This is a genomic window from Salmonella sp. SJTUF15591 (assembly GCF_043356435.1).
Classification (GTDB): Bacteria; Pseudomonadota; Gammaproteobacteria; order Enterobacterales; family Enterobacteriaceae; genus Salmonella; species Salmonella enterica.
The window spans coordinates 23,364-44,390 of record NZ_JBEUJO010000010.1; the positions used below are offsets into that span (position 1 = coordinate 23,364).

At 51.9% G+C, this 21,027-nt stretch carries 18 protein-coding genes; 9 read left to right on the plus strand and 9 right to left on the minus strand.

Going from position 1 to position 21,027, the window contains the following annotated elements; all coding sequences use genetic code 11:
* Nucleotides 1-81: 81 nt before the first annotated feature.
* From ABVM99_RS19850 to yeiP, 5 genes are all read right to left on the minus strand, one after another.
* Complete coding sequence (locus tag ABVM99_RS19850; RefSeq protein ID WP_000957763.1) at nucleotides 82-1,638, minus strand: cyclic di-GMP phosphodiesterase; 1,557 nt, start codon at nucleotides 1,636-1,638, stop codon at nucleotides 82-84.
* A 325-nt stretch (nucleotides 1,639-1,963) separates the two neighbouring features.
* A complete protein-coding gene (gene mepS, locus ABVM99_RS19855) occupies nucleotides 1,964-2,536 on the minus strand; it encodes a bifunctional murein DD-endopeptidase/murein LD-carboxypeptidase (protein WP_000241015.1) in 573 nt (190 codons plus the stop codon).
* Nucleotides 2,537-2,949: 413 nt separating this feature from the next.
* On the minus strand, nucleotides 2,950-3,669 hold the full coding sequence (locus ABVM99_RS19860) for a phosphatase PAP2 family protein (protein WP_023195422.1): 720 nt from the start codon (nucleotides 3,667-3,669) through the stop codon (nucleotides 2,950-2,952).
* Between the two features lie 29 nt (nucleotides 3,670-3,698).
* Entirely contained in the window at nucleotides 3,699-4,685 is a 987-nt protein-coding gene (locus ABVM99_RS19865) for a GTP-binding protein (protein WP_000169350.1), read from the minus strand.
* Between the two features lie 212 nt (nucleotides 4,686-4,897).
* On the minus strand, nucleotides 4,898-5,470 hold the full coding sequence (yeiP, locus tag ABVM99_RS19870; protein ID WP_001136822.1) for an elongation factor P-like protein YeiP: 573 nt from the start codon (nucleotides 5,468-5,470) through the stop codon (nucleotides 4,898-4,900).
* 323 nt (nucleotides 5,471-5,793) lie between these two features.
* On the opposite strand from yeiP, the gene ABVM99_RS19875 reads away from it, so the two are divergent.
* The 3 genes from ABVM99_RS19875 (at nucleotide 5,794) to ABVM99_RS19885 (ending at nucleotide 7,225) form a co-directional block, all read left to right on the plus strand.
* Nucleotides 5,794-6,048, plus strand: coding sequence for a zinc/iron-chelating domain-containing protein (locus ABVM99_RS19875; protein WP_023209193.1), 255 nt, complete (start codon nucleotides 5,794-5,796; stop codon nucleotides 6,046-6,048).
* 387 nt (nucleotides 6,049-6,435) lie between these two features.
* The gene (locus tag ABVM99_RS19880; protein ID WP_001519564.1) at nucleotides 6,436-6,558 is read left to right on the plus strand and encodes a membrane protein; all 123 of its coding nucleotides are present in this window, start codon (nucleotides 6,436-6,438) and stop codon (nucleotides 6,556-6,558) included.
* Between the two features lies 1 nt (nucleotide 6,559).
* Nucleotides 6,560-7,225, plus strand: coding sequence for a GNVR domain-containing protein (locus ABVM99_RS19885; RefSeq protein ID WP_001650095.1), 666 nt, complete (start codon nucleotides 6,560-6,562; stop codon nucleotides 7,223-7,225).
* A 64-nt stretch (nucleotides 7,226-7,289) separates the two neighbouring features.
* Here ABVM99_RS19885 and setB read toward each other — a convergent pair whose 3' ends face one another.
* Entirely contained in the window at nucleotides 7,290-8,471 is a 1,182-nt protein-coding gene (gene setB / locus ABVM99_RS19890; protein WP_000551934.1) for a sugar efflux transporter SetB, read from the minus strand.
* Between the two features lie 368 nt (nucleotides 8,472-8,839).
* Here setB and fruB point away from each other — a divergent pair, with 368 nt between their 5' ends.
* Genes fruB through fruA form a run of 3 tightly spaced genes read left to right on the plus strand, consistent with a single transcriptional unit; the run spans nucleotide 8,840 to nucleotide 12,613 of the window.
* Complete coding sequence (fruB, locus tag ABVM99_RS19895) at nucleotides 8,840-9,970, plus strand: fused PTS fructose transporter subunit IIA/HPr protein (protein ID WP_023195760.1); 1,131 nt, start codon at nucleotides 8,840-8,842, stop codon at nucleotides 9,968-9,970.
* Nucleotides 9,970-10,908, plus strand: a complete 939-nt coding sequence (gene fruK, locus ABVM99_RS19900; RefSeq protein WP_000091249.1) for a 1-phosphofructokinase — start codon at nucleotides 9,970-9,972, stop codon at nucleotides 10,906-10,908. The genes fruB and fruK overlap by 1 nt, the downstream gene beginning before the upstream one ends.
* A gap of 16 nt (nucleotides 10,909-10,924) precedes the next feature.
* On the plus strand, nucleotides 10,925-12,613 hold the full coding sequence (gene fruA / locus ABVM99_RS19905; RefSeq protein ID WP_000854395.1) for a PTS fructose transporter subunit IIBC: 1,689 nt from the start codon (nucleotides 10,925-10,927) through the stop codon (nucleotides 12,611-12,613).
* Between the two features lie 64 nt (nucleotides 12,614-12,677).
* Here the strand turns inward: fruA and nfo are convergent, their stop codons facing one another.
* Nucleotides 12,678-13,535, minus strand: a complete 858-nt coding sequence (nfo, locus tag ABVM99_RS19910; RefSeq protein WP_000873912.1) for a deoxyribonuclease IV — start codon at nucleotides 13,533-13,535, stop codon at nucleotides 12,678-12,680.
* A 78-nt stretch (nucleotides 13,536-13,613) separates the two neighbouring features.
* Nucleotides 13,614-14,663, minus strand: coding sequence for a YeiH family protein (locus ABVM99_RS19915; RefSeq protein WP_000137966.1), 1,050 nt, complete (start codon nucleotides 14,661-14,663; stop codon nucleotides 13,614-13,616).
* A 120-nt stretch (nucleotides 14,664-14,783) separates the two neighbouring features.
* Here ABVM99_RS19915 and yieE point away from each other — a divergent pair, with 120 nt between their 5' ends.
* The 3 genes from yieE to cirA all read left to right on the plus strand — a co-directional run bounded on the left by yieE (nucleotide 14,784) and on the right by cirA (nucleotide 19,643).
* Entirely contained in the window at nucleotides 14,784-15,647 is an 864-nt protein-coding gene (gene yieE / locus ABVM99_RS19920; protein WP_000548316.1) for a DNA-binding transcriptional regulator YeiE, read from the plus strand.
* 189 nt (nucleotides 15,648-15,836) lie between these two features.
* The gene (gene lysP / locus ABVM99_RS19925) at nucleotides 15,837-17,306 is read left to right on the plus strand and encodes a lysine-specific permease (protein ID WP_000534999.1); all 1,470 of its coding nucleotides are present in this window, start codon (nucleotides 15,837-15,839) and stop codon (nucleotides 17,304-17,306) included.
* A 345-nt stretch (nucleotides 17,307-17,651) separates the two neighbouring features.
* Entirely contained in the window at nucleotides 17,652-19,643 is a 1,992-nt protein-coding gene (cirA, locus tag ABVM99_RS19930; protein ID WP_000488251.1) for a catecholate siderophore receptor CirA, read from the plus strand.
* Between the two features lie 43 nt (nucleotides 19,644-19,686).
* On the opposite strand, the gene ABVM99_RS19935 is transcribed toward cirA, so the two are convergent.
* Complete coding sequence (locus ABVM99_RS19935; protein ID WP_000023806.1) at nucleotides 19,687-21,009, minus strand: MFS transporter; 1,323 nt, start codon at nucleotides 21,007-21,009, stop codon at nucleotides 19,687-19,689.
* Between the last annotated feature and the right edge of the window lie 18 nt (nucleotides 21,010-21,027).

Here is a 21,027-nt window from a genome sequence, read left to right on the forward strand (position 1 = left end):
GCCCGCTGCAAACCGGCAGGCGTTTCGCTGAATAATAAGTGACGTTGCGTCTGATGTGAATCCGTTAAAACCGTAAGGGGACTACCATTCAGGCACGGAAGGCGCCGACATCCACAGCACGAAATCTTTTAGGGGTAAAGGACGACTAATCCAGTACCCCTGCAAGTAATTAACACCGTGATCGCGTAGCCAACGGGCCTGCTCCGGCGTTTCAACGCCCTCGGCCACCGTCAGCATATTCAGGCGTCTGGAGAGCGTCAGCACGGTATCCAGAACCGGAGACGTGACGGTTTCCGTGCCGATCGCCTGGATAAAGCCGCGATCGATTTTCAGATAATCTAAAGTAAATCGCTCCAGATAAATCAGGGCGCTATGGCCTGTACCGAAATCATCTATAGCGATTTCAAACCCGGCGGAATGCAGCCATTCGAACAGTTTGGCCGCTTCATACTGCTGGAGCATATCGCGTTCAGTGATTTCCAGCACGATATGAAAATGGTGCGCGGGCAGGGCGTCCCTGAGCCGGTGCATATCCTCTTTAAAACTGTCGCTGTGCAGATGTTCCGGCGCGATGTTAATGCCAAATTTGGCACCGACGGGCATCACCTTCTGTAGCGTGGGTGCATCGCGGGCGATCAGCTCGAACAGATGCTGCGTTAACGGTACGATAAGTTGCTGCGCTTCGGCATAGTGGATAAAGGCATCCGGCGGAATCTCGCCTGCCGTAGGGTGACGCCAGCGCAGTAAGACTTCAAGCCCGGTGACGCTCAGCGTACGAGTATCGACGACGGGCTGATAAACCACATAAAACTGCTCGTGTTTGATCGCCGTTAAAATCTCTTTGCCCGGTCGTGTCCGGAGGGCATAGATAAAGTAACAGATAAACCCCGCTACGATGCCGCTAATGCAGCCCAGCATCAACGCATACCATAAGTCATTGTAGGTCCAGCTATCGGCATAAAGCTGTATTTTAAGCGGCAGGCCGTTGATAGTTGCCTGTCGTGATGGCGTGCCCGGCAGCTCCGCGACGGTCAGCAGACGCGAAGAAAAGGTCGACAGCGCGGTATTGCCGACAATCAGCGCGATGCCGTTAAAATCGTCCTGGCGCGTGGTATAGAGTAAGTAGGGCGTCAGGTTAATATTCAGCGATGTGAATACGCCGCTGTCATTTAATAATGGGTTTCGATACCAAATCACCATTGTCGGTTTGTTGGGCATCATTGGCGTGCCGGGCAGAATCGCCATAGCAACGTCTTTGCGGATATCTATATCCGGTACCAGTTGCTGAAGCGGCATATTCATGGCGCCAGTGGCGGAAGAGCAGAACACTTTTTTATCTTTAATCAATAAGAAGGCGCGGACATTAAGGCTAAAAGCGGCTCTTGAGGTGAGTTCTGCGCCAACCTGCTGACAGGTGTTGATCGTCAACGGCTGAAGAATATCGGTGGTGGCTTTCAGGTCGGCGAAATAGCTGGCCAGGTAATGTTGTACATCAGAAAGGAGCGTATTGTATTTAACATCCCGTTTATGCCACGACAGGAAAAATTGCAGGCTACCAATAAGTAATGCTGCCGCCATCCCCGTAATGATACAGGTAAGCAGGATTTTCCGACCGGAAGAGGAGTCGCGTGTAAGCATAATTCCTGGTGTGACCTGAAAAGGCGGATGCCGGTTAAACTGGTTGATTTATAAGACTATAGCCTGGATTACCCCGGATAGTCATGCTTTTCTGTGATGCGCAGGAAAGCGTATTGTCGCAGTAGTCGTTGGCGGAAACGACCTGAATGTCTGATGGCGCTATGTTTATCAGGCCTATGTTCGTGTGTTGTAGGCTGGATAAGAGGCGACACGTCGCTATTCGGTAAAACGGGTTCAGAAGGGATAATAAGCAAAAGCACTGCCGAAGCAGTGCTTTTTATGTCGTCTCATCAGGTAAGCCAAGGGAGGTGCTGCCTGATGAAGATTAACTGCGGCTCAGAACTCGACGCGCTTCATTGTAGCGTTTTTTCCAGTACGGTTCGTTCATACTGGAGATAATGACGCCGCTACTGGTAGACGCATGGACAAACTGGTTATTGCCGATATAAATACCGACATGACGACCAGTGGAACCGGCGCGGAACAGAACCAGATCGCCCGTACGCAGGTTATTGCGTGAAACCGCTTTGCCCATTTCCTGCTGTTCATAGGTTGAACGCGGAAGCTCTAAACCAAACTGTTCACGGAAGGTGCGCTGTACAAAGCTGGAACAGTCGACGCCTTTTTTAGTGCTGCCGCCAAGGCGGTAACGCACGCCTTTCCAGTCAGCATACTGATCCATAATCCGCGACTTAACGTCGAGGTTACGCACCATATTTTCAAATTCATCCTGAGAGGCTTGCAGTGAAGAGCTATCGCTATTGCCCACAGCATGCGTCTCAGAATGCATATTCTTTGCGGTATTGGTGGTTGTGCTACAAGCAGAAAGCAGAACCGCAACTGCAATCGCAGGAATCCCGCGCAAAATATATCTCAAAATCGGTTGAGATTTGACCATGTTGTTTGTTTTCCCTTGAAGTCCTTAACGATAAATATCGTTATAAAAATGCCAAACGTGATGAGACTAATTACCTGCACAGCTTGAGACAATTCTTTGTGCACAAATCTGTGGCGGAACGCACAAATTTATTCGCAATGAGAATAATTATCTGGCGAGGCAAAACGAGTTTGAGATTACCCGATTGTTGCTGTCATTGCGAGCGATTTCGCGTGATTTTTTATAAGAATTTATGATACGAAAAGTGAACTATCAGCACGGGTCAAATTAAGCGCAAATCGTTTAAAAATCGTGCAACCTGTTCATTTTGCAGAGGAATAATATGACCGAAAAATGATGGGCTGGGGGAATATCATCATAAATTACCTTCAACGATGTAAAACTATCGCTGAAGGTAATGTTAATTGCATGGGTTATTTGTTTAAAATTTGTTTATTTCCACCCGGGAGATAATTCTCAAAAAGCGCTATCGCCCGGTCGCTGAGCGGGGTCATCAGCCACCAGGGGAGGCCAATCAAAATAACCGTGAGTGACCCGACCACAATATCGGTGAACCAGTGAGCGCCAATCATAACGCGCGGAAACGCGAAAACCACAAATATAATAAGGGCGATAATCCCCGCCTTTTTGCCGAAATAACGCAGCATAAAGGCGGAAAATATCAGCAGCATCATACCGTGATCGCCTGGGAAACTGTCTTTTGACGCGTCTTTTGTCGGGATGTGCAGCAACTCGCTGACGCGATAAATATGCTCAAAAGAGAGCGTTGGGCTGGCGCGCTTGACGGGGATCAGCGCCTGACCGAGTTGGTTAAGCACCACCGCTGTTAGCAGCATGACCAATCCGATTATCACAATGCGCCGCCGACCCGACGCGTCTTCTTTTAGCCAGAAACTGAGCATCAGTCCGCCCATCGCCAGCAGCGAACAGCCGTCAAACGCCCGATTATTGGTAATAGCGACCCACCAGAGGAACGCGTGGCTTTCCACCAGTTTCTGGTTAAAGAAGTGGAATATGCCGGAATCAATGATGAACCAGAAACCGTGATTGACGGGAAGATACCATGACAAAAACAGCGCCAGACCGGCGGCATTAAGCAGAATTATCAAGGAATAGCGGGTTTTCATCGTCATTTCGCCATAGTTTTTAAACGGTGGCAACCTTACGCGTGCGTCGCTAAACGAAGCTTCAACAAGGCCGTCTGTAACGTATTCCAGTCGGTTTCTGTGTTTGAGATAAGTTCAACCCGGCTGTCCGGCGGCGCGACACTCTGTGTTTCGATGTGCAGGTCATCGCCCTGGCGATTGATGCGTACCAGCCCCTCTTGTATGCGCATAACGCCTTTCACCCGGCCCACCGGCGCCAGACGAGCCCATTCGAGGAGGCCAATGGTGTCAAACACGGTATCGGCATCGAAAATCCAGCCGCAGGCCTGATGACCTTGTCCGCTATTGAGGCTGCGTCGCCAGCGCTGCTGGGCGGGCAGATTTAGCGCGGCGAGTCCTTTTTTACTGGCATGAGTGTGAGAATGCGCGGCGCTGGCCGGCAGTTCCGCCAGATTTTGTCGCGGTAAATCCAGAAGCTTACCGTCTATCTGTCCATGTTCGGCATGAATCAGTTGACGATCGCCGCCGTACTGTCGCCACCACTGTTGCAGGGCGGCATCGCTCTGCGCCGTGGCGCGATCGGTCTTATTGGCGATGATAATATCGGCTGAGGCGAGCTGATCGCGGAAATTTTCATTGGCGACACTCTGTTGGTCCAGTAGCAGACGAGGGTCCAGGATGCAGAGCGTGGCGCGTAAATCAATCCACGGCTCATAAACCGGCGCAGTTAATAAATCCAGGATCTGTTTTGGGTGCCCCAGTCCGGTTGGTTCAATCAGCAACCGGTCAGGTTTACCCTGGCGCAGCAGCGTGTTGAGCCCCACCTGCATAGGCAATCCGTTGACGCAGCACATGCAGCCGCCGGGGATCTCTTTTAGCAGTGCGCCGCTGTCGGCAAGCAGCGCGCCGTCAATACCCACTTCGCCAAATTCATTGACCAGGACGGCCCACTTTTCAGCCGGATCTTTATGGGCTAATAAATGAAGGATAGAGGTGGTTTTTCCGCTACCGAGAAATCCAGTAATAAGATTGGTTTTGGTCACGTCAGCTCCAGAATATTGATACAACATAACAACTTTTAATAATCCTGGCGAATAAACGTGAAAAAGAGAAGCGCTGAGTTGACGAAGTCGTGCTTCTGCCATCTTAAGAGCAGAAAATGTTAAATTTTTAACGTTTCTCTTGCCTGGTGCAGAACAATCAATAAAGAAAAGGGTCAGACTGCGCCCTGGGGCGCAGCCGAAAAATGCGAAACTTAATCCGCGCGCCCCATATAACGGCGCTCTTCGATATGAATGCGGATTTTCTCACCTGCGCTCAGGTATTCGGGAACCTGAATCACCAGACCGGTGCTTAATGTCGCGGGTTTGTTACGTGCGCTGGCGGACGCCCCTTTAATACCCGGCGCGGTTTCGACGATTTCCAGATCCACGGTCTGCGGAAGCTCTAGCGCCAGCAGTTGGCCGTCCCAGGTCAGAACCTGCATATCCGGCATTCCGCCTTCAGGCATAAACAGCAACTCTTCTTCAATCTGATCTTTGGTGAAGGTATACGGCGTATAGTCTTCTTTATCCATGAACACATATTCGTTGCCATCGACATAAGAAAAGTCAACGCCGCGACGGCTCAGGGTGACGGTATCAACGATATCGTCGCCTTTGAAACGTTCTTCCACTTTCAGACCGGTGCGGACATCGGAAAAACGCATTTTATACAGTGTGGCGGCGCCACGGGCGGTAGGTGACTGAATGTCGATATCTTTCACAATCAGCAATTTGCCGTTGTAGTTCAGTACCATACCTTTTTTGATTTCGTTCGCTCTTGGCATCGAGGAGATCCTGTTGTAGAGATTATCTAAAATATCGCGTAAAACTACTCGCGCCGGGCCGTCCAGGCAAGTGGAATTGTCACTTTTGCTGGTGCAAAAAAGGTGATACTGTTCGCCCGCTTTCCGTTCCGCGTTCAACGAGAATACGCGATGGCATGTCGCCCGGAGGGGGGAAGTGTGCTGTGTTGTCCCTTCTGTTTCCAGCCTTGTCTTCGGAATGTCTGAGGGCAGGCCTGATCATGATGACGTCTACATTTTAAATCTGGATTTTTCTTTGGACAAATTCTGTTATCTTTCATTTGGTTATAAATAGAGGGCTGAGCATGGACTGTCGTAGCGGTTGTGGCGCTTGCTGTATTGCGCCTTCAATTTCGTCGCCGATACCCGGAATGCCGAATGGCAAGCCGATGAATACCAGATGCGTGCAGCTTTCGGAAGATAACTTGTGCCTTATCTTTGGCTCGCCTTTACGCCCAAAAGTGTGCTCTGGTTTGCAACCGGCAGGGGACATGTGTTTAACGACCCGGGAAGAGGCCATTATTTATTTGCTGGAACTCGAACAGAAAACCTTACCATGAGCTAAGCCGTTTTTGATAAATGTGCAGGGGCTTACGTTATATCCCGAAATAGTCTGCAAAAGCTGCGCCTCAAATTACCTCCTTTTACCATTAAATAGCGTAATACATGATTCCCTTATTTCGTGGCTTCTGAAGCGGTAGATGTCGCCGCTCAACCCCGTTGGTGCCTGAACGTGTACCGAATGAACCGTCACATAAAACAAAAACGATCAATTTTATTTATATGATAGTTTTTATCTATTAAAAAGAGGAATTTTGATCGATTTTAATTATTTATAACGATCGATATCATGAATTTGATAGTTTATATCTATCATTGATGTATTTACCGATCGATATAACCAGTGTGAATGTATTGTTATTTTCCTTTAAAATACTCGAATTCTTATGTGTGGGTTTTATCTTATGAAGAAATATACGTTCGCAGCCAGGGCGTTTATTTTTACGCTGGTGTTGCTTTTTGTTATTTCAGTATTCGGGTTGACTATTAGCGTTTTAAAAGGGATGTGAAATGCGGGGAGAAAATAGTGAAATTGATTTAGTCGACGTTTCCTTATTCCTTATAAGAAAATGGCTAAGTATCATGATCGCTACCTTTATTTTTGTTGCCATTGGCTATGTTTTTGTGAGCGTGCAGCATGATACAAAGGTTGTGAGTATGACAATCAAACCTAATCTGGATACGCCTGCTACCTATGCGTTATGTGGCTATACTAATGATATTCAATGTAAAACAACGGTTATCCTTAACCAGTTTAGCCGTTTCTTGCCTACGGACTATAAAAATAAAATAAGTTTTGACGCGAAAAAACAGCTTGTCATTTTTAAGGCGCAGGGGAGGGAAGAAAGTGTCAATAATATTATTTCCACCCTGAAAAATAGTGTCGATAAAATGGCAGCATGGTATATCGATGACGGTGACATTAAACGTTATAGCGTGCATAAAAATATGTTACAAACGGAAACATATGCAAAGCTATCATTGTTGTCGGAGGCGGTTAAAAATAATGCTAACATTGAAGTGATAGATGTTGCTGTTACACCAAAATATAAGATGCGGCTGGTGCTGGTCCTTTGCGGGCTGATGGGCGTAATTTTCTCAATAACCGGTCTTTTATGTACGAGGGCGCTAACAGAATATCGTATTGAGAAAAAGACAATGAATGACCGCGCATGAACATTGCGCAGAGATAAACTCTGCGCTGAAATGTGTCGAAGAGTAAAAGTATCAGGCTTGCAAGTTAAACATCTTTAATACGCGCCAGGCAGAACATGGTGGCGACAATCATGACTAACGCAAACCAGAAGACCGCATGGTAATTCCAGATTTCTGCGGCGATTCCCGCCAACGAACCGGCAATGATCCAGCCGACGCGAATGGTATTGGTATACAGCGTGGTGGCTGAACCCGCCTGGCCTGGCATGAGATCCTGAAAATAGAGCATGCCAATCCCGCCAAGAATGCCGATGTAAATCGCGTTCAGCAACTGCAAGCCGAGCAACGTTGCCGGCGCGTGCGCCAGCAACATACCCGCATAAAAGCACAGTCCGGCGACAACGGCGATGCACATTAACAGGCGTTTTCCCAACCGTTTGGCGAAGTAACCTGCAATCAGCATTGTGGGAATCTCCAGCCCGGCGGCGGTGCCCATCATCACGCCTGCAAGTTTTTCCGGAAGATGCAGCTCATTGATGATAAACAGCGGCATATTAATGATATACAGGCTGTTAGTTCCCCACATTAACGTACAGATGACAAACAGCAACAGCGTATCGCGGCGATTACGACGCGGTGCTTCCAGCGTGCCGGTTGCCAGCGGCGCATCTTTGCGCATTGACGGTAAAAAGAACCACACCATGACGCCGCAGACGATAAAAGCTACCGCCGCGCTCAAATACATCACCGTAAAGCTAAAACCCATCGCCAGCGCATAGGCCAGCGGCGGCCCAATGACCCAGGCCAACGAGACCTGGGCGCGGAGGATTGAGCTGAACATCACCGCTTCACGACCTGTACGATCGGCATGTTCTCGGGCCAGCGCAAACATCTGCGGGTTGGCGGTAGAGCCGAAGCTACTGAGAAAGACGCCAATGAACAGCAAAATAAAGTAGTTGCGGTTCCAGGCAAACAACACGCAGGCCAACATGCCCAGCACGCAACAGAAAACGATCAGTTTTTTGCGATCGCCTTTTTTATCTGAGCGACCCGCCAGAAACTGGCTCACGATAATGCCGATAACCGCGCTGCCGGTAAAAAAGAATCCCACCATGCCGGGACGGGCGTGAACCTCATCCGTCAGAAAAATACTGAGCGTCGGCGTCTGTAACGCACCGGCAATACCGGTGAGAAAAGCGACGATCAAAAAGGCGGTAGACGTCAGGTCAAACGATTTGGGCGCAGCGGCGGCGGGACTGTTGTGCATGTTTCTATATCAGTGGTGTGAAGAGAGGCGGAGTTTACGCTGCCCGTCAGAAAATAAACAGGCGTCTGAATCAAAATCGACACGAAAAATCAAAATAGCATTCCAGTTTGTTACCAGGGCGTGCTGACGCAAGCTGAAAGAAAAAAGCTGAAGCCTTTTATGCGTCAGCTATTGAGGGTCTGTTGGAGAAAAAATGTGCTTCACCTCAAAAAATTGCTACAAAACCGGTAACTTTTCTTGCGTGCTGAAGCAGAAAGATCCAGACTTCTTGAAACGTTTCAGCGCGATCTGGTTTTTTTGATAACTCAGATTGGCGCTTTTTTTCTCATAGTGGCTGAATCGTTTCAATTCAGCAGGAGAGGAGACACATGTTCCAGTTATCGGTTCAGGACATTCATCCGGGCGAGCAGGCCGGAAATAAAGAAGAGGCCATTCGGCAAATCGCCGCCGCGTTAGCGCAGGCGGGGAATGTGGCGGGCGGCTATGTTGACGGTATGCTGGCGCGCGAACAGCAAACCTCGACCTTTCTTGGCAATGGTATTGCGATTCCCCATGGCACAACAGACACGCGCGATCAGGTGCTGAAAACCGGCGTCCAGGTCTTTCAATTTCCGCAGGGCGTTACCTGGGGAGAAGGCCAGGTCGCCTACGTGGCGATTGGTATTGCCGCCAGTTCGGACGAACACCTCGGCCTGCTGCGTCAGCTGACGCATGTGCTGAGCGATGACTCCGTGGCTGAACAGCTGAAATCCGCGACAACGGCGGAAGAGCTGCGTGCATTGCTGATGGGCGAGAAGCAAAGTGAACAATTAAAACTTGATAACGAGACGATGACGTTGGATGTCATCGCCAGCTCGCTGGTCACATTGCAGGCGCTAAATGCGGCGCGTCTGAAAGAGGCGGGAGCGGTTGATGCGGCGTTCGTCGCAAAAACGATTAACGATAGTCCGATGAATCTGGGACAAGGCATCTGGCTGAACGACAGCGCGGAAGGCAATTTGCGCAGCGCTGTTGCGGTAAGCCGTGCGACCCAGGCGTTTGACGTAGAGGGTGAAAAAGCAGCCTTATTAGTCACTGTTGCGATGACTGACGAGCAGCCGATTGCCGTGCTAAAACGCCTCGGCGACCTGTTGCTGAACAATAAAGCCGATCGTCTGCTGAGCGCCGACGCCGCGACGCTGCTGGCGTTGCTGACCAGTGATGATGCGCTGACGGATGACGTACTGAGCGCAGAATTTGTAGTGCGTAATGAGCATGGTCTCCATGCCCGTCCGGGCACCATGCTGGTGAATACGATTAAACAATTTAACAGTGAAATTACCGTGACAAACCTTGATGGAACCGGCAAACCGGCAAACGGACGTAGTCTGATGAAAGTGGTGGCGTTAGGCGTGAAGAAAGGCCATCGTCTGCGCTTTACCGCGCAGGGTGAAGATGCTGAACAGGCGCTGAAAGCGATTGGCGATGCGATCGCCGCCGGTCTCGGGGAGGGCGCATAATGAGCAGGCGTGTTGCCACCATTACCCTTAATCCGGCTTACGATCTGGTTGGGTTTTGCCCTGAAATCGAACGCGGCGAAGTGAACCTGGTGAAAACCACGGGTCTGCACGCGGCGGGCAAAGGCATTAACGTTGCCAAAGTGCTGAAAGACTTAGGCATCGACGTCACCGTCGGCGGTTTTCTCGGTAAAGATAACCAGGACGGTTTTCAGCAATTGTTCAGCGAACTGGGCATCGCTAACCGCTTTCAGGTGGTTCAGGGCCGGACCCGCATCAACGTGAAGCTGACGGAAAAAGATGGCGAAGTGACCGACTTCAACTTTTCCGGCTTTGACGTGACCCCCGCAGACTGGGAACGCTTTGTTAACGACTCCCTGAGCTGGCTGGGCCAGTTCGATATGGTCTGCGTCAGCGGTAGCTTACCGGCTGGCGTGAGTCCGGAAGCGTTCACCGACTGGATGACGCGTCTGCGCAGCCAGTGTCCATGCATTATCTTTGATAGTAGCCGTGAAGCGTTAGTCGCCGGTCTTAAAGCTGCGCCGTGGCTGGTGAAACCGAATCGCCGCGAACTGGAAATTTGGGCGGGTCGTAAGCTCCCGGAAATGAAAGATGTAATTGATGCGGCGCACGCGTTACGCGAACAGGGTATCGCCCATGTGGTGATTTCGCTGGGGGCGGAAGGCGCGCTGTGGGTTAACGCCTCAGGAGAATGGATCGCTAAACCACCGGCGGTTGACGTGGTAAGTACCGTCGGCGCAGGCGATTCTATGGTTGGCGGATTGATTTACGGCCTGCTGATGCGCGAGTCCAGCGAACATACGCTGCGTCTGGCGACGGCGGTTGCCGCGCTGGCGGTCAGCCAGAGCAATGTGGGTATTACCGATCGTCCTCAGTTGGCCGCAATGATGGCGCGTGTCGACTTACAACCGTTTAACTGACAGCAGGAGAGGCATAATGAAAACGCTGCTGATAATTGACGCTAATCTCGGCCAGGCTCGCGCTTACATGGCGAAAACCCTGCTTGGAGCGGCGGCGCATAAAGCAAATCTGGAAATTATCGACAATCCGAATGATGCTGAGCTGGCGATCGTACTGGGCGAATCTCTGCCGAACGACAATGCTCTGAACGGCAAAAAGGTTTGGCTGGGGGATATTGGTCGCGCCGTCGCGCATCCGGAACTGTTTCTGAGTGAAGCCAAAAGCCATGCGACCCTTTACAGCGCCCCTGCTGCGGCTGCTCCTGCGGCGAGCGGCGGTCCGAAACGCGTGGTCGCGGTAACGGCCTGCCCGACCGGCGTCGCTCATACTTTTATGGCGGCTGAAGCCATTGAAACAGAAGCGAAAAAACGCGGCTGGTGGGTAAAAGTCGAAACGCGCGGCTCCGTGGGGGCCGGCAATGCCATCACCCCGGAAGAGGTGGCGGAAGCGGATTTAGTGATTGTGGCGGCGGATATCGAAGTGGATCTGGCGAAGTTTGCTGGTCTCCCGATGTACCGCACGTCGACCGGCCTGGCGCTGAAAAAGACGGCGCAGGAGCTGGATAAAGCCGTAGCGGAAGCGACGCCGTATCAACCGGCGGGTAAGGCATCGCAAGCGGCGACCGAAGGGAAGAAAGAGAGCGCTGGCGCATACCGGCATCTGTTGACGGGCGTTTCTTACATGCTGCCTATGGTGGTTGCCGGGGGACTGTGTATTGCGCTTTCCTTCGCTTTTGGTATTGAAGCCTTTAAGGTGCCGGACACGCTGGCGGCGGCGCTGATGCAGATTGGCGGCGGTTCGGCGTTTGCGCTGATGGTGCCGGTACTGGCGGGTTATATCGCTTTCTCCATCGCGGATCGCCCAGGCCTTACGCCAGGTCTGATTGGCGGTATGCTGGCGGTTAGCACCGGTTCCGGTTTTATCGGCGGGATCATTGCCGGCTTCCTTGCCGGGTATATGGCGAAGCTTATCAGTACCAAACTGAAACTTCCGCAAAGTATGGAAGCGCTGAAGCCAATCCTGATCATCCCGTTAATTTCCAGTCTGGTGGTGGGGCTGGCGATGATTTACCTGATCGGTAAACCGGTTGCCGGGATTCTGGAAGGGCTCACCCACTGGCTGCAAACCATGGGGACCGCAAACGCGGTGCTGCTGGGCGCGATTCTCGGCGGGATGATGTGTACCGACATGGGCGGCCCGGTGAACAAAGCGGCGTATGCGTTTGGCGTTGGTCTGCTGAGTACGCAAACTTACGCGCCGATGGCGGCGATCATGGCCGCAGGTATGGTACCGCCGTTAGCGCTGGGTCTGGCAACGATGGTGGCGCGTCGTAAGTTCGACAAAGCGCAGCAGGAAGGCGGTAAAGCGGCGTTGGTGCTGGGGCTGTGCTTTATCACTGAAGGCGCTATTCCGTTTGCGGCACGCGACCCGATGCGTGTACTGCCGTGCTGTATCGTTGGCGGCGCGTTGACCGGGGCTATTTCTATGGCGGTAGGCGCAAAATTGATGGCGCCGCATGGCGGTCTGTTTGTTCTGCTTATCCCAGGCGCAATTACGCCGGTATTGGGATACCTGCTGGCAATTGTGGCCGGTACGCTGGTGGCAGGGCTGGCTTATGCCGTCCTGAAACGTCCGGAGACGGAAGTCGCGGCAAAAGCGGCATAAGAGAAACACGCTAAAAAAGGCAGAGCGCGCTCTGCCTTTTTTATTACCTGAAGAACATTGAGCGTCAGGCCACCGCTTCGGCAATTTGCTGGGCTTTTAACCACGCAATCTCTTCCGCCCAGATATCAGGATTGATGGTCTCCAGTATCAGCGGAATACCGTCAAAACGCGCATCCTGCATAATCCAACGAAACGCATCGTGGCCGATATTGCCTTCACCCAGACTGTGATGGCGGTCAACGCGGCTACCGAAGGCGCTTTTGGCGTCGTTAAGGTGCATTCCGCGCAAATACTGAAATCCGACAATTTTCCCGAATCCGGCGAACGTTTTTTCGCACGCCTCTGGCGTACGCAGATCGTATCCGGCGGCAAAGGCATGGCAGGTATCGATACAGACGCCAACGCGCGACTTATCTTCCACGCCGTCGATGATGGCGGCTAACTGTTCAAACTCAAACCCCAGATTACTGCCCTGACCGGCTGTATTTTCGATAACCGCCGTAACGCCCTCGGTCTGCGCGAGGGCAATATTGATGGATTCCGCGATCCGCGCCAGGCAATCCTCCTGTGCAATCTGCATCAGATGGCTACCGGGATGAAAATTAAGCAAGGTTAAGCCGAGTTGTTCACAGCGCTGCATTTCATCGAGAAAGGCATCGCGTGATTTTTCCAGCGCTTCACTGACCGGATGGCCCAGATTAATCAGGTAACTATCGTGGGGAAGGATTTGCGCCGCCGAGAAATGATACTTTTCACAGGCGATTTTAAAGTCATCAATGACCTGGGGAGTAAGGGGGGCGGCACGCCACTGACGCTGGTTTTTTGTGAAAAGCGCAAAGGCCGTTGCGCCAATTTCAGCCGCGCGGGCAGGGGCGTTAGCCAGACCGCCAGCAGCGCTGACGTGCGCTCCGATGTATTTCATAAAAGACTCCTGTTAAACCCGCTAACGGTTCATTACGAACGCTATGATAACGGGTTAACAGGCGTGAAACGTAATAATTTATGCGATAAGGCTATGGATTAGGACGTTAATGGCGCCACCGCCAATAATCAGCCAGGCGAATAATGCCAGCGCCATCAGCAGCGGTTTCGCCCCCGCTTTTTTCAATGCGCTAACGTGAGTGGTCAGACCCAACGCCGCCATTGCCATCGCCAGCAGTACCGTGTCCAGCGTCACCAGCATATCCACCACGGCTTTCGGCAGCAGGTGGAAAGAGTTGAAGATCGCCACTACGATGAAGAAAATAGCAAACCACGGAATGGTAATTTTGCTTTTTTCCGCGCCGGTCGCCGGTGAAAGCTGTTTAACGCGCGCCGCCAGAATGATCAGGAACGGCGCCAGCATCATGACACGCAGCATCTTAGCGATAACTGCCGCATTTTCCGCATCCGGGCTAACGGCATGACCCGCTGCGACCACTTGCGCGACTTCATGCATGGTTGAGCCGATATAGATGCCGTAAGTTTCCGGGCTGAACCAGTGCGCCAGCAGCGGATACATTGCCGGGTAAAGGAAAATAGCGATGGTGCCGAAAATAACGACAGTCGCGACGGCTACAGTAACCTTACTGGCTTCCGCTTTTACCACCGGTTCTGTCGCCAGTACCGCCGCCGCGCCGCAGATACTGCTACCGGCGCCAATCAGCCAGCTGGTATGCCTGTCCAGACCAAAGACTTTTTGGCCTAAGAAGCAGGCCAGCATGAACGTGCTGGAAAGCGTTAATACGTCAATCACAATACCGCTAATGCCCACGTCGGCGATTTGTGAAAAGGTAAGGCGGAAGCCGTAAAGGATAATCCCTAAACGCAGCAGATGTTGTTTTGCAAACAGCACGCCGCCGTCGCATTGTTTCCATATTTGTGGATAGACGGTATTCCCGATAACCATACCCAGCAGGATAGCCAGGGTCAGAGCGCTGAACCCCGCGCCTGCAACGGCAGGGATAGCGCCGCCCCACAGGGCGACTCCTGTAATGACGGCGCTCAGAGCGAGCCCCGGTATAAAATGCCACATTGTACGACGATGATTCTGCAAGGTGAGTTCTGTCATAACCTTCTCCTGTATATGGACAATAAGGTTACGGTGATCTGGTTTAAAAATAAAATTGATTATATATTTATAATTAATCTTTATAAGTGGTAAGTGAAACGCTATCGGTGGGATACGGCTATGCATATTACGCTACGACAACTTGAAGTGTTTGCTGAAGTACTGAAAAGCGGTTCAACAACCCAGGCGTCGGTCATGCTGTCATTATCGCAGTCCGCCGTTAGCGCCGCGCTCACCGATCTGGAAGGTCAGCTCGGCGTACAGTTGTTTGATCGGGTGGGGAAACGGCTGGTGGTCAACGAACATGGGCGCTTGTTATACCCGCGCGCGCTGGCATTGCTGGAGCAAGCGGTAGAAATTGAGCAGCTATTTCGTGAGGATAACGGCGCGATACGGGTTTATGCCAGTAGCACCATCGGCAATTACATTTTACCCGCCATGATTGCCCGCTATCGCCAGCATTATCCGGCCTTGCCGCTGGAACTCAGCGTGGGAAACAGCCAGGACGTGATTAACGCGGTGCTGGATTTTCGGGTTGATATCGGCCTGATTGAAGGGCCGTGTCACAGTACAGAGATTATCTCTGAGCCGTGGCTGGAAGATGAGCTGGTGGTCTTTGCCGCGCCGTCCTCGCCGCTGACGCAGGGGCCGGTGACGCTGGAACAGCTTGCGGCATCCCCATGGATTTTACGCGAGCGCGGTTCCGGTACGCGGGAAATTGTCGATTATTTGCTGTTGTCGCATTTGCCGCGCTTTCATATGGCGATGGAGTTGGGGAATTCAGAGGCGATCAAACATGCGGTGCGTCATGGACTGGGGATAAGTTGTTTATCGCGCCGGGTGATTGCTGAACAACTCCAGGCGGGAACCCTGGGCGAAGTCGCGGTGCCGTTACCGCGCCTTGTGCGCACGTTGTGGCGTGTTCATCATCGGCAGAAACATCTTTCTAACGCGTTGCAGCGTTTTTTGAGTTACTGTGAATAAAGGTGAAGAGGAGGGCTGCCCGGGCGGCATCGCCATTTTTAGTATCCGCTTACGTATACGTTATTCTCTGCTTTACTTATAATCCGTGGCCGGTCATGAAGGTCTCTTATAACCGCGCATTTGTGTCGGAAGGATAGTATTTCGTCTGTTACAATCGCGCCTCATTTTTTGGATGGATAGCATTTTCACATGGGTTCCAAAACTAAAACCACAGAAGCGCCCGCGCTACGTCGCGAATTAAAGGCGCGTCACCTGACGATGATTGCCATTGGCGGCTCCATCGGGACAGGTCTTTTCGTTGCATCTGGTGCGACAATTTCTCAGGCGGGGCCAGGCGGCGCGCTGTTTTCTTATATTCTGATTGGTTTGATGGTCTACTTCCTGATGACCAGTCTTGGCGAGCTGGCGGCCTATATGCCGGTATCTGGCTCGTTTGCGACATATGGTCAGAACTATGTGGAAGAAGGCTTTGGTTTCGCGCTGGGCTGGAACTACTGGTACAACTGGGCGGTGACTATCGCTGTTGACCTGGTTGCCGCGCAGTTGGTGATGGGCTGGTGGTTCCCGGACACGCCGGGCTGGATCTGGAGCGCGCTATTCCTCTGCGTCATTTTCTTGCTGAACTACATTTCTGTACGCGGTTTTGGCGAGGCGGAGTACTGGTTCTCGTTAATTAAAGTCGCGACCGTTATTATCTTCATCATCGTTGGCGTAGCGATGATTATCGGTATCTTTAAAGGTGTCGAGCCGGTCGGCTGGAGCAACTGGACGACGGGCGATGCGCCTTTTGCTGGCGGTTTTGCGGCAATGATTGGCGTCGCGATGATCGTGGGCTTCTCTTTCCAGGGAACTGAGCTGATTGGTATTGCCGCCGGGGAATCTGAAAACCCGGAGAAGAATATTCCGCGCGCGGTGCGTCAGGTGTTCTGGCGTATTCTGCTGTTTTATGTTTTCGCGATTTTGATTATCAGCCTGATCATTCCTTATACCGATCCAAACCTGCTGCGTAACGACGTCAAAGACATTAGCGTCAGTCCGTTTACCTTAGTGTTCCAGCATGCGGGCTTGTTGTCTGCGGCGGCGATAATGAATGCGGTTATCCTGACGGCGGTACTGTCTGCGGGTAACTCCGGGATGTATGCCTCGACCCGTATGCTCTACACCCTGGCCTGTGACGGTAAGGCCCCGCGTATTTTTGCGAAATTGTCCCGCGGCGGCGTACCGCGCAATGCGCTTTATGCCACCACCGTGATTGCCGGTCTTTGCTTTTTGACCTCAATGTTCGGCAACCAGACGGTCTATCTGTGGCTGTTGAACACCTCCGGTATGACGGGCTTCATCGCCTGGCTGGGGATTGCCATTAGCCATTATCGCTTCCGTCGCGGTTACGTGATACAAGGGTATGATGTGAATGATTTGCCGTACCGTTCCGGGTTCTTCCCGCTGGGGCCGATTTTCGCCTTTGTACTGTGCCTGATTATTACGTTGGGGCAGAACTATGAAGCGTTCCTGAAAGATACCATCGACTGGGGCGGCGTCGCGGCGACCTATATCGGTATTCCGCTGTTCCTGCTTATCTGGTTCGGCTACAAGCTGATAAAAGGTACGCATTTCGTGCGCTATAGCGAAATGCACTTCCCGGAACGCGTTAAAAAGTAACGCGGTATTCTCGTCATAGGCCGGATAGGCTTTATGCCGCCATCCGGCACGGACTGCCTGAACCTGACCCTTCTAACCCTCTCATTCGAGAGGGTTTTTTGTTTTTTCTTTATGATTGGTTCAAATGACATAATTATTAACAATTAAATTGATAATTATTATCGTTTGCTTTATCGTTACGCTCGAAATCAGAAAGGATGAAGATTCGGGCGCGACCGTCACTCATGAGCCCGACTCGCCTGCATAAAAAGAGTTCGCCGTGATAACCGTTATCGCAGGCGAAACGTAATGCGTTGTGAGCGATAACCGATTTTTTTTGTCGTATTTACCTCATGGAGAAATGGAATGTTTAGGTTTAACCCTTTCGTTCGGGTAGGGCTTTGTATGTCCGCAGTTACGTTGGCCTGGCCGGTTGCCGCGGCAACGGATGATGGTGAAACCATGGTCGTTACCGCGTCCGCCATCGAACAAAATCTGAAAGATGCGCCAGCAAGTATCAGCGTCATTACCCAGCAAGATTTACAGCGCAGGCCCGTGCAAAACCTGAAAGATGTCCTGAAAGAGGTGCCGGGCGTACAGCTCACTAACGAAGGGGATAACCGTAAAGGCGTGAGTATTCGTGGTCTGGACAGCAGTTATACGCTGATCCTGATCGACGGTAAGCGCGTTAACTCCCGTAACGCGGTCTTCCGCCATAATGATTTTGATCTGAACTGGATACCGGTTGACGCTATCGAACGCATTGAAGTGGTGCGTGGCCCCATGTCCTCGCTGTATGGCTCCGATGCGCTGGGCGGCGTGGTCAACATTATCACCAAAAAAATTGGTCAGAAATGGCACGGCAGCGTCACGGTTGACTCCACTATTCAGGAACATCGCGACCGTGGCGATACCTATAACGGTCAGTTCTTTACCAGCGGTCCGCTGATCGACGGCGTGCTGGGAATGAAAGCCTACGGTAGTCTGGCGAAACGCGAAAAAGACGAGCAGCAGAGCTCCGCCACCACCGCTACGGGTGAAACGCCGCGCATTGAAGGATTTACCAGCCGGGATGGAAACGTCGAGTTTGCCTGGACACCAAACGAAAATCATGACGTTACCGCAGGCTATGGTTTTGATCGCCAGGACCGGGACTCCGACTCGCTGGATAAAAATCGTCTGGAACGGCAAAACTACGCGTTGAGCCATAACGGACGTTGGGATCTCGGCAACAGCGAGCTCAAGTTCTACGGCGAAAAAGTGGAAAACAAAAACCCCGGCAACAGTAGCCCTATCACGTCAGAAAGCAATTCGATTGACGGGAAATACGTTCTGCCGTTAGCGTCTGTCAACCAGTTCCTCACCTTCGGCGGCGAATGGCGTCACGATAAACTGAGCGATGCGGTGAACCTGACCGGCGGTTCCAGTACTAAAACCTCCGCCAGCCAGTATGCTCTGTTCCTTGAAGATGAGTGGCGCATCTTCGAACCGCTGGCGCTGACCACCGGTATTCGTATGGATGACCATGAAACCTATGGCGATCACTGGAGCCCGCGTGCTTATCTGGTCTATAACGCAACGGATACCCTGACGGTGAAAGGTGGGTGGGCCACGGCCTTTAAAGCGCCGTCGCTATTGCAATTAAGTCCGGACTGGGCGACCAACTCCTGCCGTGGCGGATGCCGCATTATCGGTAGCCCGGATCTGAAACCTGAAACCAGTGAAAGCTGGGAGCTCGGCCTTTATTACCGGGGCGAAGAAGGCATACTGGAGGGCGTGGAAGCGAGCGTTACCACGTTCCGTAACGATGTGGACAATCGCATCAGCATTAGCCGTACCCCTGACGTTAACGCCGCGCCCGGCTATTCCAACTTTGTCGGTTTCGAAACCAACAGTCGGGGACAGCGCGTTCCGGTCTTCCGTTATTACAACGTGAATAAAGCACGTATTCAGGGCGTGGAAACCGAGTTGAAAGTTCCGTTTAACGAGGCGTGGAAACTGTCGTTGAATTACACCTATAACGACGGACGCGACGTCAGTAATGGCGGGAACAAGCCGCTTTCCGATCTGCCGTTCCACACCGCGAACGGTACGCTGGACTGGAAACCGGCGCAGCTCGAAGACTGGTCATTCTACGTATCAGGGAATTATACCGGGCGTAAGCGGGCCGACAGCGCAACGGCGAAAACGCCGGGCGGGTACGTGGTCTGGGATACCGGCGCGGCATGGCAGGCGACGAAAAACGTTAAACTGCGTGCGGGCGTTCTGAACGTGGGCGATAAAGATCTCAAACGCGACGACTACGGTTATACCGAAGACGGACGTCGTTACTTTATGGCGGTGGATTACCGTTTCTGACAGAGACTGGCGACAGCCGCGTTTTGCCGCTGTCGCCAGAATGTTATAACCGATGCAGCCTGGAGAGCAGCGCCAGCGACAGAGTCGTTAGCAGAATGGCGATTAACGCATAGATATAAACGCCCGACCACGCCCAGCTATTTTTCACCATAATTACCGGCACACCGGCCATTGCCGCGCCGACATAGCTGAACAATCCCCGAAAGCCGGTAATCGATCCTGCCGCATCCTTATGGGTCACATCCAGACAGCCGACGGCAAAAAGCATATGCGGTCCGTATAAGGCGAAGCCCATGATGGTGAACAGAATCGCGGTGAGGGTGTAAGAGGTATCCTGAACCAGCGGCACCAGCACGATGCATATGCACAGCGCTAACGCGAAGATTAATCCGGTCATCCAGCGGTTACTTTTGAACATAAAGTCAGACAAGTAGCCTGCCAGCAACCCACCTGCCAGTCCGCCCGCCTCAAACCAGGAAATAATTGAGTTCGCTTTTATCAGGCTCCAGCCGTGAACCTGCGAATAGTAAATCTGCGGCCAGTCGTTAAGGATGGTGCGCGCAATATAAACCGACATATCGCCGATAATAATGATCCATACCAGTGGATTGGTCAGGATATATTTCACAAAAATCTGCCAGAAGCTCAGGTTGACCGGGCTGGCCTTGACCTGGGCCAGTTCCGTCGGGTCGTTACGCCACTGCCCCACGTTGGGCAAACCTAACGTACCGGGACGATCTTTAATGGTAAATAGCGCCACTATCCCCATCAGCAGCGAAATGGCGCCGGGAACATAAAACCCCATTTTCCAGCTACCGCTAAAGGCGATAGCAAAGCTGGTCAGCAGCGGCGCGAGGCTGCCGCCGATATTGTGCGCCGCTTCAACGATAGCCCACCAGCGTCCCCGTTCGTTTTTCGAAAACCACGAGGCCATAATTTTCGCCATCGGCGGAAAGCTGGTGCCCTGTAATATCGCGTTGAGGCTGTACAGTACGTAGAATGCCGCCACGCTATCGGAAAAGCCGAACAGAATATTTACAATCCCCACGCCAATCAGCACCGGGCCGGTCATGGCTTTCGGGTTAATTTTATCGACCAGCATCCCGCCGACAAACTTCATCGCGCCATAAAGAATGTAAAAAATAGAAGACATAATGGCGAAGTCTTCTGCGGTCAGCGACGTTTCCGTCAGCATGGCCGGCATCGCGGCGGAGAAGTTTTTACGGGTAAGATAAAAGACGGCATAAGAGATAAAGACCGAGGCGATAATCTCAAAACGAAATTTTTTATAGGTCTGGTCTATCTCTTTTTTCTCTTTTACAATCGGCTTATCGGGCTGGCTGAAAATAAATGTTTTTATACTCATTTTAAAATTCCCTTCCGG

Bases quoted from the DNA above. Each gene is read 5' to 3' on its own strand.
- ABVM99_RS19850 (WP_000957763.1), bottom strand. From the start codon at position 1,638: ATGCTTACACGCGACTCCTCTTCCGGTCGGAAAATCCTGCTTACCTGT.
- mepS (WP_000241015.1), bottom strand. From the start codon at position 2,536: ATGGTCAAATCTCAACCGATTTTGAGATATATTTTGCGCGGGATTCCT.
- ABVM99_RS19860 (WP_023195422.1), bottom strand. From the start codon at position 3,669: ATGACGATGAAAACCCGCTATTCCTTGATAATTCTGCTTAATGCCGCC.
- yeiP (WP_001136822.1), bottom strand. From the start codon at position 5,470: ATGCCAAGAGCGAACGAAATCAAAAAAGGTATGGTACTGAACTACAAC.
- ABVM99_RS19875 (WP_023209193.1), top strand. From the start codon at position 5,794: ATGGACTGTCGTAGCGGTTGTGGCGCTTGCTGTATTGCGCCTTCAATT.
- ABVM99_RS19880 (WP_001519564.1), top strand. From the start codon at position 6,436: ATGTGTGGGTTTTATCTTATGAAGAAATATACGTTCGCAGCCAGGGCG.
- ABVM99_RS19885 (WP_001650095.1), top strand. From the start codon at position 6,560: ATGCGGGGAGAAAATAGTGAAATTGATTTAGTCGACGTTTCCTTATTC.
- setB (WP_000551934.1), bottom strand. From the start codon at position 8,471: ATGCACAACAGTCCCGCCGCCGCTGCGCCCAAATCGTTTGACCTGACG.
- fruB (WP_023195760.1), top strand. From the start codon at position 8,840: ATGTTCCAGTTATCGGTTCAGGACATTCATCCGGGCGAGCAGGCCGGA.
- fruK (WP_000091249.1), top strand. From the start codon at position 9,970: ATGAGCAGGCGTGTTGCCACCATTACCCTTAATCCGGCTTACGATCTG.
- fruA (WP_000854395.1), top strand. From the start codon at position 10,925: ATGAAAACGCTGCTGATAATTGACGCTAATCTCGGCCAGGCTCGCGCT.
- nfo (WP_000873912.1), bottom strand. From the start codon at position 13,535: ATGAAATACATCGGAGCGCACGTCAGCGCTGCTGGCGGTCTGGCTAAC.
- ABVM99_RS19915 (WP_000137966.1), bottom strand. From the start codon at position 14,663: ATGACAGAACTCACCTTGCAGAATCATCGTCGTACAATGTGGCATTTT.
- yieE (WP_000548316.1), top strand. From the start codon at position 14,784: ATGCATATTACGCTACGACAACTTGAAGTGTTTGCTGAAGTACTGAAA.
- lysP (WP_000534999.1), top strand. From the start codon at position 15,837: ATGGGTTCCAAAACTAAAACCACAGAAGCGCCCGCGCTACGTCGCGAA.
- cirA (WP_000488251.1), top strand. From the start codon at position 17,652: ATGTTTAGGTTTAACCCTTTCGTTCGGGTAGGGCTTTGTATGTCCGCA.
- ABVM99_RS19935 (WP_000023806.1), bottom strand. From the start codon at position 21,009: ATGAGTATAAAAACATTTATTTTCAGCCAGCCCGATAAGCCGATTGTA.